The 18,434-nt window shown below is 68.8% G+C and carries 13 protein-coding genes; 10 read left to right on the forward strand and 3 right to left on the reverse strand.

Features of this window, described 5'->3' with window-relative positions; genetic code table 11:
• A partial coding sequence (locus tag AB0I18_RS47670) for an STAS domain-containing protein (RefSeq protein ID WP_363112106.1) occupies positions 1 to 429 on the forward strand: 429 nt, incomplete at its 5' end.
• Between the two features lie 128 nt (positions 430 to 557).
• Here the strand turns inward: AB0I18_RS47670 and AB0I18_RS47675 are convergent.
• Positions 558 to 1,604, reverse strand: a complete 1,047-nt coding sequence (locus tag AB0I18_RS47675; RefSeq protein WP_363112117.1) for a LacI family DNA-binding transcriptional regulator — start codon at positions 1,602 to 1,604, stop codon at positions 558 to 560.
• Between the two features lie 225 nt (positions 1,605 to 1,829).
• Between AB0I18_RS47675 and AB0I18_RS47680 the strand changes: the two genes are divergently transcribed.
• From AB0I18_RS47680 to AB0I18_RS47705, 6 genes are all read left to right on the forward strand, one after another.
• The gene (locus AB0I18_RS47680; RefSeq protein WP_363112107.1) at positions 1,830 to 2,756 is read left to right on the forward strand and encodes a sugar ABC transporter permease; all 927 of its coding nucleotides are present in this window, start codon (positions 1,830 to 1,832) and stop codon (positions 2,754 to 2,756) included.
• A gap of 3 nt (positions 2,757 to 2,759) precedes the next feature.
• The gene (locus tag AB0I18_RS47685; RefSeq protein ID WP_363112108.1) at positions 2,760 to 3,719 is read left to right on the forward strand and encodes a carbohydrate ABC transporter permease; all 960 of its coding nucleotides are present in this window, start codon (positions 2,760 to 2,762) and stop codon (positions 3,717 to 3,719) included.
• An 83-nt stretch (positions 3,720 to 3,802) separates the two neighbouring features.
• A complete protein-coding gene (locus AB0I18_RS47690; RefSeq protein ID WP_363112109.1) occupies positions 3,803 to 5,143 on the forward strand; it encodes an extracellular solute-binding protein in 1,341 nt (446 codons plus the stop codon).
• A gap of 49 nt (positions 5,144 to 5,192) precedes the next feature.
• Positions 5,193 to 7,235, forward strand: a complete 2,043-nt coding sequence (locus AB0I18_RS47695; RefSeq protein ID WP_363112110.1) for a beta-galactosidase — start codon at positions 5,193 to 5,195, stop codon at positions 7,233 to 7,235.
• A gap of 100 nt (positions 7,236 to 7,335) precedes the next feature.
• Entirely contained in the window at positions 7,336 to 9,423 is a 2,088-nt protein-coding gene (locus AB0I18_RS47700; RefSeq protein WP_363112111.1) for a glycoside hydrolase, read from the forward strand.
• A 345-nt stretch (positions 9,424 to 9,768) separates the two neighbouring features.
• Positions 9,769 to 11,274 carry a phospholipid carrier-dependent glycosyltransferase gene (locus AB0I18_RS47705; protein WP_363112118.1) on the forward strand — a complete coding sequence of 502 codons (1,506 nt, stop codon included), beginning with the start codon at positions 9,769 to 9,771 and terminating at the stop codon, positions 11,272 to 11,274.
• A 52-nt stretch (positions 11,275 to 11,326) separates the two neighbouring features.
• On the opposite strand, the gene AB0I18_RS47710 is transcribed toward AB0I18_RS47705, so the two are convergent.
• A complete protein-coding gene (locus AB0I18_RS47710) occupies positions 11,327 to 12,295 on the reverse strand; it encodes an alpha/beta hydrolase (RefSeq protein WP_363112112.1) in 969 nt (322 codons plus the stop codon).
• A 188-nt stretch (positions 12,296 to 12,483) separates the two neighbouring features.
• Between AB0I18_RS47710 and AB0I18_RS47715 the strand changes: the two genes are divergently transcribed.
• Entirely contained in the window at positions 12,484 to 12,942 is a 459-nt protein-coding gene (locus AB0I18_RS47715; protein WP_363112113.1) for a MarR family transcriptional regulator, read from the forward strand.
• Between the two features lie 87 nt (positions 12,943 to 13,029).
• Here AB0I18_RS47715 and AB0I18_RS47720 read toward each other — a convergent pair whose 3' ends face one another.
• Complete coding sequence (locus AB0I18_RS47720; protein WP_363112114.1) at positions 13,030 to 15,132, reverse strand: ricin-type beta-trefoil lectin domain protein; 2,103 nt, start codon at positions 15,130 to 15,132, stop codon at positions 13,030 to 13,032.
• A gap of 312 nt (positions 15,133 to 15,444) precedes the next feature.
• On the opposite strand from AB0I18_RS47720, the gene AB0I18_RS47725 reads away from it, so the two are divergent.
• Positions 15,445 to 16,929 (forward strand): family 43 glycosylhydrolase, encoded by a 1,485-nt coding sequence (locus tag AB0I18_RS47725; protein WP_363112115.1) that lies wholly within the window; start codon positions 15,445 to 15,447, stop codon positions 16,927 to 16,929.
• A 30-nt stretch (positions 16,930 to 16,959) separates the two neighbouring features.
• Complete coding sequence (locus tag AB0I18_RS47730) at positions 16,960 to 18,402, forward strand: family 43 glycosylhydrolase (RefSeq protein WP_363112116.1); 1,443 nt, start codon at positions 16,960 to 16,962, stop codon at positions 18,400 to 18,402.
• The last annotated feature ends 32 nt before the right edge of the window (positions 18,403 to 18,434 follow it).

The raw sequence follows: 18,434 nt of genomic DNA on the forward strand, positions 1-18,434 counted from the left end.
CCGACGGGCGAGATCGCCGTCATGGTCATCACCGTGGTCTGCGTGGTCGCCACCGACAACCTCGCCATCGGCGTCGTCGTCGGCTCCGTCACCGCCATGGTCATCTTCGCCAAGCGGGTCGCCCACCTCGCGAACGTCACGGCGGTCACCGACCCCGACGGTGGCGGCGTGGTCTACTCGGTGACCGGCGAGCTGTTCTTCGCCTCCTCCAACGACCTCGTCGGCCAGTTCAACTACGCCACCGACCCCGACAAGGTCGTCATCGACCTGTCCGCCGCGCACATCTGGGACGCCTCCTCCGTCGCCGCCCTGGACGCCATCGAGACGAAGTACGCCCAGCGCGGCAAGAGCGTCGAGATCGTCGGCCTCAACCAGCCGAGCGCCCACATCCACGAAAAGCTGAGCGGCGAACTCACCGGCAGCCACTGACAACTGCCGGTGCACCGGCGGCCCGCAAGCTGAGCTCGACCCCGCGGCGGTTCGGGATACGTGCAGCGGCTCGGGGCCCGCAGCGGCGGGCCGGGGGTACGTCGGAGCGCGTCGGCCCCGGTTCCTCGCTACCGCGAAGGAGGCGCCGTACTGTCGCGCACCACGAGCCGCGTCGGGACGAGCGTGGTGCCGTGTTCCGACGCGTCGTGGCGCATCTGTCGCAGCACGCCCTCGACGCAGCGTCGTCCCACTTCGGCGAAGTCCTGGTGAACGGTGGTCAGGGGAGGCAGGAACGACCCGGCCTCGGCGATGTCGTCGAAGCCGATGACGCTGACGTCGTCGGGCACGTGCCGGCCTCGCTCGTGCAGGGCGCGAAGGAGACCGAGGGCCATCTGGTCATTGGCCACGAACACCGCCGTGCAGTCCTCCTGGTCGGCTATTTCCAGGCCTGCCCGGTAACCGGACTCCGCCGACCAGTCGCCCCGTACCGGCGGCGGCGCGGCGCGGCCCGCCTCGGTGAGTTCGGCGCGCCAGGCGTCGGCGCGGCGCTGCGCCGCGAAGGACTCCTCGGGTCCTGCCAGGTGCCAGACGGTGCGGTGCCCCAGGTCGAGCAGGTACCGCACGGCGTCGCGGCTGCCGCCCGCCTGGTCCGTGTCGACCACGGTGTAGCGGTCACCGGCGTCCGAGTCCGCCACGACGACCTGGACATGTGGCGGCAACGAGATCGTCACCGCGTCGAGGAGGTGCACCTCCAGGATGACGATGACGGCGTCGACGGCCAGCTCCCCCAGCCGGGAGAAGGCACCGCGCACCTCGTCCTGCGTGGGGACGGCGACGGGCAGGAGCGTGACGGCGTAGCCCTCCTGCGCCGCGCTGGTGGCGATCGCCTCCAGGGTGCGGACATTGCCCGTCGTGGAGAGGCCGAAGGTGATGACGCCTATGGTGCGGAACTCGCCGCGCTTGAGCGCCCGGGCGGCGCTGTTCGGCCGGTAGCCCAGCTCCTGCATGGCGGCCAGCACCTGCTGCCGGGTCTCTTCGTTCACACCCGCATAGCCGTTGGAGACACGGGACACGGTCTGCGACGACACGCCCGCCAGGCGGGCGACATCCGCCATGGAAGCGCTCTGCGTGCGGCGGGCGGCCCGTTTCCTGCTACGCACCGGTGCCTGCGGCATGCGCGCCGAGGTGCTGTCCGCTGTGTCCACCCGTCTCCCTCGCTGCCGGAGTCGCACTTTGCCCCAAACGACCCTTGACCACCACCGACGGGGCAGTGTAGACATGCCGCCATCAGATGTTTACGTAAACATAACAGCCCGAGGCCTTCTCCGGGAGCGGAATGTTTACGCAAACATCGCGGCGGTGCCATCCGCCGGTTCCAAGATGGACGAGCGAGGAACGACATGACGACGCTACAACCGCCGGTGGCCGCGAAGCGGCGCCCGGCCAGGCCTCCGGCGAAGGGAAACCGCCGCTCCTGGACGGGTTGGGGGTTCATCGGCCCCTTCGTGATCGTGTTCGCCCTCGTCTTTCTGGCCCCGATCGTGTACTCGATCTACCTCAGCCTGTTCCGGGACCAGCTGATCGGCGGCACCACCTTCGTCGGCCTGGACAACTACACCCAGGCGCTCAAGGACGAACGGTTCTGGGACTCGCTCGTACGGGTGTCGCTCTTCCTGGCCGTACAGGTACCGATCATGCTCGGCATCGCCCTGCTGATCGCCCTCGCCCTGGACAGCGGACGGCTCTTCGGCAAGGACTTCTTCCGCATCGCGATCTTCCTGCCGTACGCCGTGCCCGCCGTGGTCGCCACCCTGATGTGGGGCTTCATGTACGGCACCAAGTACGGGCTGGTGGGTGACATCAACGACGCGTTCGGCGTCACCCTGCCCGACCCGCTCTCCAGCGATCTGATCCTGGCGTCGATCGGCAACATCGTCACCTGGGAGTTCATCGGCTACAACATGCTGATCTTCTACTCCGCGCTACGGGTCATTCCGAACTCGCTCTACGAGGCCGCGGAGATCGACGGCGCCGGGCAGATCCGCATCATCACCGCGATCAAGCTCCCCGCGATCCGCGGCGCCCTGGTCATCGCGACGATCTTCTCGATCATCGGCAGCTTCCAGCTCTTCAACGAGCCGGCCATCCTGCGGCCGATCGCACGCAACGCCATCACCACCGACTTCACCCCGAACTTCTACACGTACTCGCTGTCCTTCAACGGCCAGCAGCACAACTACTCCGCGGCGGTCGCCATCATCATGGGCCTGATCACCATGGTCATCGCCTACGTCGTGCAGCTCCGCGGCATGCGCAAGGGAGCCTGACCGATGAGCAACCCGAGCAGCTCCCTCACCACCGCCTCCGAGCCCGCACCCGCGCCGGACGCCGGCGGTTCCAAGAGCGCCCCCCGGCTGCGCACGCGCCGCAAGGAGCACATTGCCGGGCGCCCCAAGCGCAGCGTTCTGCTGACCGTCCTGACCGGCCTGATCCTGCTCTACACCGTGGTGCCCCTGCTGTGGCTGGTCATCAGCGCCACGAAGACCCAGGAAGGGCTCGCCGACTCGTCCGGGCTGTGGTTCAGCAGTGACTTCGCCCTCTGGTCCAACATCAGCGACACGTTCTCGTACAACGACGGCATCTTCGTCCGCTGGCTGCTGAACACCCTGCTGTACGTCGTGCTCGGCGCCGGCGGCGCCACCCTGCTGGCGATCCTCGGTGGCTACGCGCTGGCGAAGTTCAACTTCCCCGGAAAGCGCGGCGTGTTCGCCGTGGTCATCGGTGCCGTCGCCGTGCCGGGCACCGCCCTGGCCGTGCCCACCTTCCTGATGTTCAGCAAGATGGGGCTCACCGACACCCCGTGGGCGGTGATCATCCCCTCGCTGGTCTCGCCCTTCGGCCTGTATCTGATGTGGGTCTTCGCCAGCGAGGCGATCCCCACCGAGCTGATGGAGGCCGCCCGCATCGACGGGGCGGGCGAGATCCGCACCTTCTTCCAGGTGGCCCTGCCACTGCTCGCCCCCGGCACCGTGACCGTACTGCTGTTCACCACGGTCGCCACCTGGAACAACTACTTCCTGCCGCTGATCATGATCAAGGACCCGGACTGGTACCCCCTGACCCTGGGTCTGGACTCCTGGAACAACCAGGCCCAGACGATCGGCGGCGACGTGATCTTCAACCTGGTGATCACTGGTTCACTGCTCACCATCGTGCCGCTGATCGCCGCGTTCCTGTTGCTGCAGAGGTTCTGGCAGTCCGGGCTCGCCGCCGGAAGCGTCAAGGAGTGACCCCGCCCGCGGGCCCCACCCCCCTCAGCCCCCACTCGTTCACCCTCGCCCTGTCCCACCCACGAAGAAGTGGAAGCACCTCCATGCGCACAACCACCAGCCGCCTGCTGCGCGGCATCGCCCTCGTGTCCGCCCTCGCTCTGGGGGCGACCGCCTGCGGCGGCTCCGACGACGACAGCTCCGACACCAAGGCGGTCTCCGCCGCGGACATCCAGGCGGCCCTGAAGAAGGGCGGCTCGGTCACGGTCTGGGCCTGGGAGCCCACGCTCAAGACGGTCGCCGCCGACTTCCAGAAGAAGTACCCCAAGGTCAAGATCAACCTGGTCGGCGAGCGGTCCGGTGACAAGCACTACACCGCCCTGTCGAACGCCATCTCGGCCGCGAAGGGCGTCCCCGACGTCGCGCAGGTCGAGTACTTCGCGATGGGCCAGTACGCCCTCACCAAGGGCCTCAGCGACCTGGCCCCGTACGGCGCGGACAAGCTCAAGGCCAAGTACACCCCCGGCCCGTGGAACGCCGTGACCCAGAGCAGCGACAAGGTCTACGGCCTGCCGATGGACTCCGGCCCCATGGCGCTGTTCTACAACAAGAAGGTCTTCGACAAGCACAAGGTCGCGGTGCCGACCACGTGGGACGAGTACGTCGACGCGGCCCGCAAGCTGAAGAAGGCCGACCCCAAGGTCTTCATCGCCGCCGACGCCGGCGACGCCGGCCTGACCACCAGCCTGCTGTGGCAGGCCGGGTCGCGCCCCTACAAGGTCGACGGCACCAACGTGAAGATCGACTTCGCCGACGCGAACGCCAAGAAGTACACCGACACCTGGCAGAAGCTCATCGACGAGAAGCTGGTCGCGCCCATCAACGGCTGGACCGACGACTGGTACAAGGGCCTGGGCGACGGCACCATCGCCACCCTGCCCAGCGGCGCCTGGATGCCCGCCAACTTCGTCACCGGTGTGGCGGACGCCGCCGGTGACTGGCGAGCCGCCCCCCTGCCGGCCTGGACCAAGGGTGACAAGGCGAGCGCGGAGAACGGCGGCAGCGCCCTGACCGTGCCCGAGCTGGCCAAGAACAAGGAACTCGCCTACGCCTTCACCGAGTACGCGAACTCCGGCGACGGCATCGCGACCCGCGTCAAGGAAGGCGCCTTCCCGGCGACCAACGCGGAACTCCAGTCCCCCGCGTTCCAGAGCACCAAGTTCGACTACCTCGGCGGCCAGGAAGCCAACAAGATCTTCGCCGAGTCCGCCGCCAACGTCGCCGACGACTGGTCGTACCTGCCCTTCCAGCAGTACGCCAACTCGATCTTCAACGACACCGTCGGCAAGGCCTACATCTCCAACACAAAACTGACCGCCGGCCTGAAGTCCTGGCAGGACGCCTCCGTCAAGTACGGCAAGGAGCAGGGCTTCACCGTCGAGTAGTCGACGCACGCCCCACACCGCCCCTGTGCAACACTCCGGAAGGACCACGATGATCTCCACCCTCCTGTCCCAGCTGCACGGGCCGGACGGTGACCCCACCCCACGTCTCGCGTACGGCGCCGACTACAACCCGGAGCAGTGGCCTCGCGAGGTGTGGAAGGAGGACGTCCGGCTGATGCAGGAAGCCGGCGTCAACCTGGTCTCCGTGGGGATCTTCTCCTGGGCCCGCATCCAGCCGGCCCAGGACGAGTGGGACTTCGGCTGGCTCGACGAGGTCATGGACCTGTTGCACGCGGGCGGTATCGGGGTCGACCTGGCCACCGCCACCGCGTCCCCGCCGCCCTGGCTCACCACGGCGCATCCGGAGATCCTTCCGGTGACCGCCTCGGGTGAGACGGTGTGGCCGGGGGCGCGGCAGCACTGGCGCCCCACCTCGCCCGTCTTCCGCGACCACGCCCTGCGCCTGGTGCGGAAGATGGCCGAGCGGTACGCGGACCATCCCGCGCTGGTGGCCTGGCACGTCTCGAACGAGCTGGGCTGCCACAACATCTACGACTACTCGGACGACGCCGCCCGTGCCTTCCGCGACTGGCTGCGCGCCCGCTACACCACCCTCGACGCCCTCAACCACGCCTGGGGCACGGCGTTCTGGTCCCAGCGCTACAGCGACTGGGAGCAGCTCCTGCCGCCCCGGCTGACCGCCTCCCACCCGAACCCCACGCAGCAGCTGGACTTCAAGCGCTTCTCGTCCGACGCGCTGAAGGAGTACCTGCGCGCGGAGCGGGACGTGCTGCGGGAGGTCACGCCCGGGGTGCCGGTCACCACGAACTTCATGGTGATGGGCGGCACCAAGGGCATGAACTACCCCGACTGGGCGGGCGAGATCGACTTCGTCTCCAACGACCACTACGTCCATCCCGGCCCCCAGGCCCGGGACGAGCTGTCCTTCTCCGCCAACCTCACCAGCGGTATCGCCGGCGGGCGTCCGTGGTTCCTGATGGAGCACTCCACCAGCGCCGTCAACTGGCAGCCTGTCAACGTGGCGAAGCGGCCGGGCGAACTGGCCCGCGACTCGCTGCTGCACGTGGCGCACGGCGCCGACGCCGTGTGCTTCTTCCAGTGGCGCCAGTCGGCGGCCGGCGCCGAGAAGTACCACTCCGCGATGGTGCCGCACGCCGGCTCCGACAGTGAGGTCTTCCGCGCGGTGGCCGGCCTCGGGCAGACGCTCCAGGGGCTGGCTCCGGTCGCGGGGTCCGAGCGTGAACCGGCCCGCGTCGGCATCGTCTTCGACTGGGAGTCGTGGTGGGCGAGCGAGCAGGACTCCCACCCCACCGCCCGGCTCGACTACCGCCAGGAAGCGCTGGACTGGTACTCCGCGCTCCTCGCCCTCGGCGTACGGGCCGACGTCGTCACCACCGAGGCCGATCTCGGACGGTACGAGCTCCTGATCGCGCCCGTACTGCACGTGGTCCCCGCGGCACTGGCCGAGAAGCTCACGCGGTACGTCGACGACGGTGGGCACCTGGTCACCACGTACTTCTCCGGTGTCGTCGACGAGAACGACCACATCTGGCTCGGCGGCCACCCGGGGGCGCTGCGCGACCTGCTGGGCATCCGCATCGAGGAGTTCGGCCCGCTGCTCGACGGTGACGCCGTCGAACTGGACGGCGCCGGTACGGGCACCCTGTGGACCGACCGGATCACCGTCACCGACCCCGAGGTCGAGGTGCTGGCCCACTACCGCACGGGCACCTACGAGGGCCGGCCCGCCGTCACCCGCCGGACGGTGGGCGGGGGTTCGGCCGCGTACGTCTCCACCCGGCTCGGCGCGGACGGCCTCGCCGGCCTGCTGCCGCGGCTGCTGGACAGCGCCGGCGTGGAGAGCGAACTGCCCGCCTCCGCACGAGGGCGCGTCGAACAGGCGGTACGCCGCGACGCCGACAGCCGCTATCTGTTCCTGGTCAACCGGACCGACGAGCCGGTGCCGCTGCCCGGGCTCGCCGGGGAACTCCTGTCCGGCGGGGCGCGGACCGACGGCGCCCTGGTACTGGCACCCCGGGAAGTCGCCGTACTGCGACAGCCCACCACCTGACTCCCCCGAACGGCACCGCACCCGTTCGCGGGGCGCGCCGTCCTGCCCGCCGGGGCGGGACGGCCCACCGAAGCGACCACAATGACGTTGGGAGCACACGATGGCACGCCGCACCCGCACGCGACGACGACTCCTCGGGGTCATCGGCATCACGACTCTGGCCACCGGTACCGGCCTGGTCACCGCCCCTGCCCCGTACGCCCAGGACCAGGCCCCGACGGCAGCGGCGGCCGCCTCCTCCGTCACCGTCCAGCCGGACCCCTCGTACAAGCACGACAGATTCGAGGGGTGGGGCACCAGCCTGGTCTGGTTCGCCAACGCCACCGGCGACTACCCCAAGGAGATACGCGAGAAGCTCGCCGACCTCCTGTTCGGGAAGGACGGCCTCGACCTGAACATCGCCCGCTACAACATCGGCGGCGGCAACGCCCCGGACGTCAAGGACTACCTCCGGGCCGGCGGAGCGGTCGAGGGCTGGTGGAAGGCGCCGGCGGGCACCACCCGCGAGGACACCGACTGGTGGAGCGCCGACGACAAGGCCGACTGGAACCCCAACGCCGACGCCACCCAGCGCTGGTGGGTGGACCGGATCAAGAAGGACATCACCCACTGGGAGACGTTCAGCAACTCGCCGCCCTGGTTCATGACGGAGAGCGGCTACGTCTCCGGCGGCTTCGACTCCAAGACCGACCAGCTCAAGACCGAGTCCGTCGACGACTTCGCCGCCTACATGGCCGGCGCGACCGAGCGGCTGGAGAAGGCGCACCGCATCAAGGTCGACACCGTCGACCCGTTCAACGAGCCCAACACCGACTACTGGGGAACCAGGCTGGGCGCCGACGGCCAGCCGGTCGGCGGTCGTCAGGAAGGGGCCCACATCGGTCCCGAGCTCCAGCAGAAGGTGCTCCGCGCCCTCGCCCCGGCGCTGGAGAAGTCCAGGTCCGACGCGGACATCTCCGCGATGGACGAGACGAACCCCAACATCTTCTCGCAGAACTGGAACTCGTACCCGCAGGAGGTGCGGGACCTCGTCGACCAGATGAACGTCCACACCTACGGCACCGGCGGCCGCACCAGCGCCCGCGACCTGGCCAAGGCCGCGGACAAGCCGCTGTGGATGAGCGAGGTCGAGGGCGACTGGGGCGACGGGCAGAGCTTCACGGACATGCGGCCGGGCCTCGGGCTGGCCAAGCAGATGGTCGACGACCTGCGTGAACTGGAGCCGAAGGCCTGGGTGTTCTGGCAGCCGGTCGAGGACTACGACAACATGAAACCCGGCGGGGAGTCCGCGAAGGGCGGCAACTGGGGCAGCATCCAGCTCCCGTTCAGCTGCACCTCCAAGGACACGCTCGACTCCTGCCCCATCTACACCAACACGAAGTTCGACACGGCCCGCAACTTCACGCACTACATCAAGCCCGGCGACCGGCTGATCAAGACCGACGACACCTCGAGTGCCGCCGCCGTCTCCAAGAAGGGCGACGGAGCGACCGTCGTCCACGTCAACAGCACGACCGAGGCCCGCGCGGTCACGGTCGACCTGTCGAAGTTCGGCAAGATCAGCCGCAAGGCCACCGTGACCCCCGTCGTGACCAGCGCGGACGGCAAGCTCGTACGGCAGGCACCGGTCAAGGTCGCCGACCGCAAGGCCACCATCACCGTGCCGGCCCAGTCGGTGACCTCCTTCGTCGTCAAGGGCGTCTCCGGTGTCGCCAAGGACGCCGCCCTGCTGCGGAAGGGCCACACCTACGAGCTGACCGGCGTCCAGAGCGGCAAGGAGCTCGCCGTCGCCGCCAACGGTGCCGGCCTCGTGATCAGGAACGCCACCGCGGGCGCGGGCGACGCCGGCCGGCAGTGGCAGCTGCGGAAGATCAGCGGTGACACCGCCAACGAGCAGCGATACGTGTTCAGCAACCCGGTGGAGGGCAAGCGCCTGGCCGTCCGTGACGGCGCCCCGGTCCTTGAGGCCGACACCGGTCCTCGCGACAAGGCCACCCAGTGGATCATGTCGACGACCGGCGACGGCACGTACACCCTCATCAACGCCGCCACCGGCCGGCTCCTGGAGGTCGGCGGCCAGGCCACGAACGACGGAGCCGCCGTCACGCTGTGGACGCCCAACTCCGGCTCCAACCAGCGCTGGAAGGTCTCCGACGTGACCGCCGAGGCCGGTTCCCAGCCCAAGTAGGCATCCGGGTTCCTGGCGCGCCAGTCTGTCGCACTCCCCTGTGCCCCGCCGTGAACGGCGGGGCACAGGGGGGTCGGCCTGCGCCACCTCGTCCTGCGGCCGACACCCTTTCCCTACGATGACCCAGTGACGAGTGACACCGTGGCGCAGCCTCAGGCAGATGCCGCCGCCAACACGGAGGCAGAGCCCAGCCCTTGGGCGAGACGGCTGCGCCGGTTCGGGTACGCGGGACTCCCCCGGACCGACACCCGCGAGCGTCTGGTCCCGCCCTTCCCCGAGCCCGGAACCCGGGTGTGGGAGGCCCTGGGCCTCGGCCCGGAACCGGCGTACCGCGTCGCGAAGGCGATGGGCTGGCTCGGGCCGGTCCTCGTCGCCGTCTTCGCGGGGGCGATCCGGTTCTGGCACCTGGGCCGGCCGCGAGCGGTCGTGTTCGACGAGACGTACTACGCCAAGGACGCCTGGTCGTTGCTCAGGCTCGGCTACGAGGGGACCTGGCCGGACCGCAAGGTGGCCGACCCGCAGATCCTGGCGGACCCTCAGGTGATCCCGCTCTCCGACGCGGGGAGTTTCGTCGCGCACCCGCCGATGGGCAAGTGGGTGATCGCCCTCGGCGAGTGGATGTTCGGGCTCAACCCGTTCGGCTGGCGCTTCATGACGGCGGTGCTCGGCACGCTGTCGGTGCTCATGCTGTGCCGGATAGGCCGCCGCCTGTTCCGTTCGACGGCACTGGGCTGCCTGGCCGGGACGCTGATGGCGGTGGACGGCCTGCACTATGTGATGAGCCGCACCGCTCTGGTCGACCTCGTCGTCATGTTCTTCGTGCTGGCGGCGTTCGGTTGCCTGCTCGTGGACCGGGACCGGGCGCGGGCCCGACTCGCGGCGGTCCTGCCGGTGGACGAGGACGGCTTCGCGGGCCCGGACCGGTACACGGGCGACCGCGCGGGGACGGGCCCGCGGCCGTGGCGGCTCGCGGCCGGTTTCTTCCTGGGCCTGGCGGTGGCCAGCAAGTGGAACGGCCTGTACTTCCTGGCGTTCTTCATGGTCATGACCGTGCTGTGGGACGTCGGCTCCCGCCGCCTCGCCGGCGCCCGCCGCCCGTACCGGTCGGTGCTGCGCAAGGATCTCGGCTGGTCGGTCCTTTCCGTCGTACCGGTCGCTCTGGTCGCCTATCTGGCGACCTGGACGGGCTGGTTCCTGACCGACAGGGGCTACGCACGGCACTGGGCGGACGGCAGGGGCGGCCCGTGGTCGTGGATACCGGGCCCGCTGCGCAGCCTGTGGCACTACGAGTCCGCGGTCTACGACTTCAACGTGGGGCTGGACTCCTGGCACCGGTACGAGTCCAACCCGTGGAGCTGGCCGGTCCTCGGACGCCCGGTGGTGTTCCACTACGAGGCGCCGAAGGTCGGGCAGGACGGCTGCCGCACGGCGTCCGGCTGCTCCCAGGAGATCATCGCGCTGGGTACGCCGCTGCTGTGGTGGTCGGCGTGTTTCGCCCTGCTGTATCTGCTCTACCGGTGGGCGATGCGGCGTGACTGGCGGGCGGGCGCGGTCCTGTGTGCGGTGGGCGCCGGCTATCTGCCGTGGTTCCAGTACCAGGACCGCACGACCTTCTCCTTCTACACGGTCGCCTTCGTGCCGTACCTGTGCCTGGCCGTCGCGATGACGGTGGGCGCGCTGGTGGGTCCACCCGGGGCGGGTGACCGGCGCCGAATACCCGGGGTGATCGGTGCGGGCGCCCTTGTGCTGCTCATCGTCTGGAACTTCGTCTACTTCTTTCCGCTGTACGCGGGGGTGACGGTCCCGTATGCGAGCTGGCACTCGAGAATGTGGCTGGACACCTGGTTCTGAGTGGCGGGAACGGCCGTCGGGGCCGGCCGGTCCCGTCACTCGGTGATCGCGGTCAGCCGGCCGTGAGCGCGGTCCTCAGTACGGTGACGGCCTGGGCGGTGGCGGCGCGAGCGGCGTGGGTGTCGGCGAGGGCGTTGAGCATCACGAAGTCGTGGATGATGCCCTGGTAGCGGACCGCGGTGACGGGCACGCCGGCCTCGCGCAGCTTGTTGGCGTAGGCCTCGCCCTCGTCGCGCAGGACGTCGGCCTCGGCGGTGATGACGAGCGCCGGGGGCAGGCCGGTGAGCTGCTCGGTGGTGGCGCGCAGCGGGGACGCGGTGATCTCGGCGCGCTGCTTCTCGTCGGTCGTGTACTGGTCCCAGAACCACTGCATGCCGTCGCGGCGCAGGAAGTAGCCCTCGGCGAACTGGTGGTAGGAGCCGGTGTCGAAGGCGGCGTCGGTGACCGGGTAGAAGAGCACCTGCTGGACGAAGGACACGTCCCCGCGCTCCTTGGCCAGCAGGGTCAGGGCGGCGCTCATGTTGCCGCCGACCGAGTCGCCGGCCACCGCGATGCGGGAGGCGTCGAGGCCGTGCCCGGCGCCGTCGGTGACGATCCAGCGGGCGACGGCGTAGCTCTGCTCGATGGCCACCGGGTAGCGGGCCTCGGGTGAGAGGTCGTACTCGGGGAAGACGACGGCCGCACCGGCGCCGACGGCCAGTTCGCGCACCAGCCGGTCGTGGGTGTGGGCGTTGCCGAAGACCCAGCCCGCGCCGTGGATGTACACGATCACCGGCAGGATGCCGACAGCTCCCGCGGGGCGGACGATGCGGGTACGGACCTGGCCGGTGGGGCCGCCGGACACGGTGATCCACTCCTCGTCGACGTCCGGCTTGGCGATCTCGCCGGACTGCACGTCGTCGACGGCCTTGCGGCCCTCGGCCGGGTCCAGGTCGAACAGGTACGGCGGGTTCGCGGTGGCCTCGGCGAACGCCGCGGCGGCGGGTTCGAGGACGGGACGGGCGCCGGTCGTGTCGGTCATGACGATCTCCTCGGATCTGGTGCCGTGGGCGGGCCTCCGTCGGCGGTCTTCGCCGTGGAGCGGCGGCACACCAGAACAGTAGCTCACGATTAAGTCGTGCGCAACTCATTTGGGCGCGATACGATCGAGTGGACTTGAACGATAGGGTGGAGATCGCCATGCGCAGCACAGCAACAGGGAGACACGCCGTGAGCACAGCCGGAGCCGAACCGACCCAGGAAGGTTCCCTGCTCCTGGACGACCAGCTCTGCTTCGCCCTCTACGCGGCCTCACGGGCGGTCACCGCGCGCTACCGGCCCCTGCTGGACGAGCTGGGGCTGACCTATCCGCAGTACCTGGTCATGCTCGTGCTGTGGGAGCAGGACTCGATCTCCGTACGGGACCTGGGTACGGCACTCCAGCTGGAGTCCAGCACCCTCTCCCCCCTCCTCAAGCGCCTTGAGGCGAACGGCCTGCTGCGTCGCGAGCGGCGGGCGGAGGACGAGCGCTCCGTCGCCCTGCGCCTCACCGACGCGGGTGCCCGGCTCCAGGAACGGGCCCGCACGGTTCCCCTCGCCATCGGTGACGCCATGGGTCTGACACCCGAACAGGACGCCATGGCCAAGCAGTTGCTCCGCCTGCTCACCACGAACGTCACCCAGGGCTGACCGCAGGCGGAACGAACAGGAGCCGAGGAAGGGGGCTCGATCCCGTGCGGGATCGAGCCCCCTTCGCTGACTACTTGACTGCTTGCGTTACTGCCGGGCCCACTTCTGGTTGGTGCCGCCGTTGCACGTCCACAGCACGGCCTTCGTGCCGTTGGCGGTCGCCGCGTTGGAGGCGTCCAGACAGAGGCCGGCGTTGACGTTGGTGACCGTGCCGTCGGCGTTCACGTCCCACTTCTGGTTGCTGCCGCCGTTGCAGTCCCAGATGACGACCCTCGTGCCGTTGGCGGTTCCTGCCTGGTAGGCGTCGAGGCACTTGTTGCCGTAGACCACGAGCTCCTTGCGCGCGGTGTACGTCCAGGACTGGTTGGTGCCGCCGAAGCAGTCCCACAACTGAGCCTGAGTGCCGTTAATGAGGGTGTTGTTGTCGATGTCGAGGCAGCGGTTGGACTGCTGCCCGGCGAGCTGGGTGCCGTTCGTGCCGGGCAGCGGGCGTACCTCGATCGCGTCGAAGTCGGGCGCCCAGACGGCGGTGTTGGAGAACTTCAGGGTGTTCGCTGAGCCCTTGGCCAGGGAGACCTCGACCGAGACGGTACCGGGGGTGGCCCAGGAGCCGGTCGGCGGGAAGGAGACCGTGGTGGCCGGCTGCCCGTTGACCTGGAGGACGGCCGTGCGGGCCGCGCTGTCGCCGTTGGTGTAGGCGATGTCGACGACCTTGGTGCCCGTGTCGGTCGCCGAAACGCCGTTGAAGCTCAGGGTGTTGGCGGCGCCGGTGCCCACACCCCCCACCTTCGTGGAGCCGGAGCAGTTGGCGCAGGCGGCGTCGGCCGCGGAGCCGCCCTTGGTGTTGGCGGCGGCTTCGGCCTCGTATGTGGCGCTCGCCGCCTCGGTGCCGCCGGTGACGGTGAGCATCACCGAGTCCTTGGCGGGGACGCTGACGGTATAGCTGGTGCCGAAGCCGCCCACGTTCGCCCGCGTCCAGAGATTGCGGACCGTCGCGGACGCGTTGGTCAGGCCCAGGTCGGCCCAGCGGACGGTGATGTTCTGCGCGCTGGAGGTCCGGTTGAGCAGGACGGCGGCCCGCTTGCCGGTGCCGGAGAGGACCTTGCCGTACACCTGGAGGCCTGCGGTGTCCTCGGCGACCTTGACGCCCTGGAGGCCGCGCGGGTCCTGGTCGACCGCGATGACCTCCGGGTTCTTGAGGATGTTCGCCGACTCGGTGCTCATCGTCGCCAGGTTGTTGCCGGCGAGCAGCGGCGCTCCCGAGATGGCCCACAGGTTCATGTGGCTGCGGTTCTGAGCGGCGGTGAAGCCGTCCATGCCGACCATCAGCATGTCCGGGTCGTTGTAGTAGCCGGTGTGCTGGGCCGTCGGGTGCACATTGGTGTCGAAGTTGGTCAGCATGCTGTCCCACGAGGGCGAGTTGCCGTGGAAGATGATGTCGGTGTTGGTGCGCCACAGGGCGGCCATGCCCGCGCCCCAGTTCCACGGGTTCTGCTTGCCCCAGTTGCAGATCGACAGGGTCAGCGGCCGCCCGGTGGTGGCCGCCGCCTTCGCGGTCGCGTCACTGAGGGCCTGGTAGGTGGACTTCGCGTCGAGCCCTTCGACGTCGCCGCCGCACCAGTCGACCTTGACGTAGTCGAAGCCCCACTGCGAGAACTGGAGCATGTCCCGCTCGTAGTGGCCCTCACTGCCGCTGCCCGGCGCCGCCGGGCGGCCCGTCGGGAAGTAGTAGCCGCAGCCGTCCTTGCCCGCGTCGGTGTAGATGCCGGCCTTCAGGCCCTTGCTGTGGATGTAGTCGGCGATGGCGCTCATGCCGCCGGGCCACTCGGCCGTGTCGATGGTGATGTTGCCCGCGCTGTCGCGGGTGCCCTGCCACCAGCCCTCGTCGATGTTGATGTACTCGTAGCCGGCTTCCGGCAGACCGGCCGCGACGAACGCGTCGACCTGTGCCTTGATCACGTTGTAGTCGACCTTGGCGGCGAAGGTGTTCCAGGAGGCCCAGCCCATCGGCGCCGGCGGAACCGGAATCTGGTTGGAGGTCACCGCCACCGTCTCCGTCTGCGCCAGGCCGGTGTCCTCCTCGCCCCGAACACCGACGAGGGCGCCGACGGCGACGACGAGCACCACGGCCCGTATCAGCGCCTGTCTGCAGAGGCGTCGCACACCGTGGAGGTGCGGCTGGAGTGGCATGGGGTTCCTTCCCGGACTTCCTGAGGCTCGGATCAGGTCTCGCATCGACATCGAGCGTTCGACATATCGAATGTCAGCCGAATCTCCGAACCAGTCGGCGCTGAAAGTAGGGGTCCCGCCCTGCGGAAGTCAACGCACTGTCAGCACTTGATTTCAGGGGGCCGCTCGGTAAATCCGCCGTTATCGAAAAAACAACCGGAACCGAACAGGTCAGAAGCGTTGACGTGATCCTGCTCGAAACTTATCTTCTGGTCGAAGCTCCGCACATTGTTCGCAATATCGAACAATCATGGCCGTCAAAGGGGACTTGCCGTGTTCCGCACCCGTCACTGGTTCGTCCTGGGGGCAGCGCTGCTCGCGCTGCTCACGTCGTTCGTCACCCAACCCGCCACCGCTGCCGAGGGCCGGCCGTATACCAACCCGGTCAAGACGCAGAAGGGCGCGGATCCCTGGCTGGAGTACTACGACGGCAACTACTACCTGGTGACGACCTCGTTCACCGGCGTGCTGACCATGCGGAAGTCGCCGACGCTGGCGGGGCTCTCCACCGCGGCCAGCGTGCAGGTGTGGTCGGACACCACCGCCACCCGCAACACCAACTTCTGGGCGCCTGAGCTGCACTTCTTCGACGGCAAGTGGTACCTGTACTACTCCGCCGGACAGAGCGGTGTGGCCTGTTGCGACTCCCAGCGCACGCACGTCCTGGAGAGCGCGGGCTCCGACCCCATGGGCCCGTACACGTACAAGAACCAGCTCGGCGGCTCCAACCTCGCCCCCGGCGGCTGGCTGATCGACGCCAGCGTGCTCCGGCACGACAACAAGCTGTACCTGCTCGGCAGCGGTTTCATCAACGGCAGTACGCAGAGCCTGGTCATCGCCCCGATGAGCAACCCGTACACGCTGAGCAGCACCACCTTCAGCATCATCTCCAGCCCCACGCTGAGCTGGGAGACCCAGGGCAACCCGGTGAACGAGGGCCCCGAGCCGCTGTACCGCAACGGCAGGACCTTCCTGACGTACTCCGCCAGCTCCTGCCAGACCCCGGAGTACAAACTCGGGCAGCTCGAACTGACCGGCGCCAACCCGCTGTTGGCGTCCTCCTGGACGAAGAAGCAGACGCCGGTCTTCCAGCGCAGTGACGCGGCCGGCGTCTACGGCCCCGGCCACAACGGGTTCTTCACCTCGCCGGACGGCACCGAGAACTGGATCGTCTACCACGGCAACGACTCCGCCTCCGGGGGCTGCGGCAACGGCCGCACCACCCGGGCGCAGAAGTTCACCTGGAACACGGACGGCACCCCGAACTTCGGCACCCCGGTCGCCCTGGGCACCACACGGCCCGGCCCGTCCGGGGAGACCGCGGCCACCCCCACCGCGTACACCCTGGTCAACCGGAACAGCGGCAAGTGCCTGGACGTCGAGGGCGGCAGCACCGCGGACGGCACCAACGTCTTCCAGTGGACCTGCAACGGCGGCGCCAACCAGAAGTGGCGCATCGAGGACCTCGGCACCGACACCAGCCGCCTGGTCAACGCCGCGACCGGCAAGGTCCTCGACACCGCCGAGTGCTCCACCGCCGACGGCGCCGATCTCCAGCAGTGGACCTGGCTGAACAACAACTGCCAGAAGTTCCGCCTCGTGCACACCGCCACCGGCGATTACGTGCGGATCGTCAACGAGAGCAGCGGCAAGGTCGCCGACGTGGCCAACTGCGGTACCGCGAACGGCGCCGACGTACGCCAGTGGACCTGGCTGAACAACAACTGCCAGCAGTGGCGCATCCAGCCCACCGTCTGACACTCCCCTGACACCCCAAGGACCAGGATCATGAGACGTCTCATCGGCCGCGTACTGACCGCGGTCCTCGCCACTCTGGCCGTGCTGACCACCGGCACCCCCGCCCACGCGGCCGTCCCGGCCTCGCCCGCGGTGACCTTCACCAACCCGATAGCGGAACAGCGCGCGGACCCGCACATCTTCAAGCACACCGACGGCTACTACTACTTCACCGCGACCGTGCCCGCGTACGACAAGATCGTGATGCGCCGGGCCACCACGCTCCAGGGACTGTCCACGGCCGCCGAGACCACCATCTGGACCAAGCACGCCAGCGGTGAGATGGGCGCCCACATCTGGGCACCGGAGATCCACTTCATCGACGGCAAGTGGTACATCTACTTCACCGCGGGCTCATCCAACGACATCTGGAAGATCCGGCCGTACGTCCTGGAGTCCAGCGCCGCCAACCCGCTGACCGGCGCCTGGACCGAGAAGGGCCGGATCGCGCTGCCGCTGGACACCTTCTCGCTCGACGCCACGACGTTCGTCGTGAAGGGCGTCCGCTACCTGAGCTGGGCGCAGAGCGACCCGGCCGTCGGGGACGGCACCAACATCTACCTCGCGAAGATGTCGAACCCCTGGACCATCAGCGGCAGCCCGGCGATGATCGCCCGGCCCACGCTGGCCTGGGAGAAGGTCGGCCACACGGTCAACGAGGGCCCGGCGGTCATCCAGCGCAACGGCAAGGTCTTCATGACCTTCTCGGCCAGCGCCACCGACGCCAACTACTGCCTCGGCCTGCTGACCGCCACCGACACCGCCGACCTGCTCAACCCGGCGTCCTGGACGAAGAGTCCGCAGCCCGTGTTCAAGAGCAACGCGGCGACCGGCCAGTACGGCCCGGGCCACAACACCTTCACCATGTCCGAGGACGGCAAGTCCGACATCCTCGTCTACCACGACCGCAACTACAAAGACATCTCCGGCGACCCGCTGAACGACCCCAACCGCCGCACCCGCTACCAGAAGCTGTACTGGAACGCCGACGGCACGCCCAACTTCGGCATCCCGGTCGCCGACGGCGTCACCCCGGTCCGCTTCTCCTCGTACAACTTCCCCGACCGGTACATCCGGCACTGGGAGTACCGCGCCAAGCTCGAAGCGAACGTCACCAACCTGGCCGACTCCCAGTTCCGCGTGGTCACCGGTCTGACCGGCAGCGGGACCGTCTCCCTCGAATCGGCCAACTTCCCCGGCTACTACCTCCGCCACAAGAACAACGAGGTCTGGGTGGAGAAGAACGACGGCACCACCACCTTCAAGAACGACGCCAGTTTCTTCCGGCGGGCGGGGCTGGCCGACGCGGCGGGCGTCTCCTTCGAGTCGCTCAACTTCCCGGGCCGCTACATCCGGCACTACGAGAACCTGCTCCACACCCAGCCGGTCAGCACCACCCTCGACCGCCAGGACGCGACCTTCTACGCGCAGTAGCACCGGTGACCGCGCGGCCGGCCCCGAGGGGC

This window comes from Streptomyces sp. NPDC050704 (assembly GCF_040654355.1).
Classification (GTDB): Bacteria; Actinomycetota; Actinomycetes; order Streptomycetales; family Streptomycetaceae; genus Streptomyces.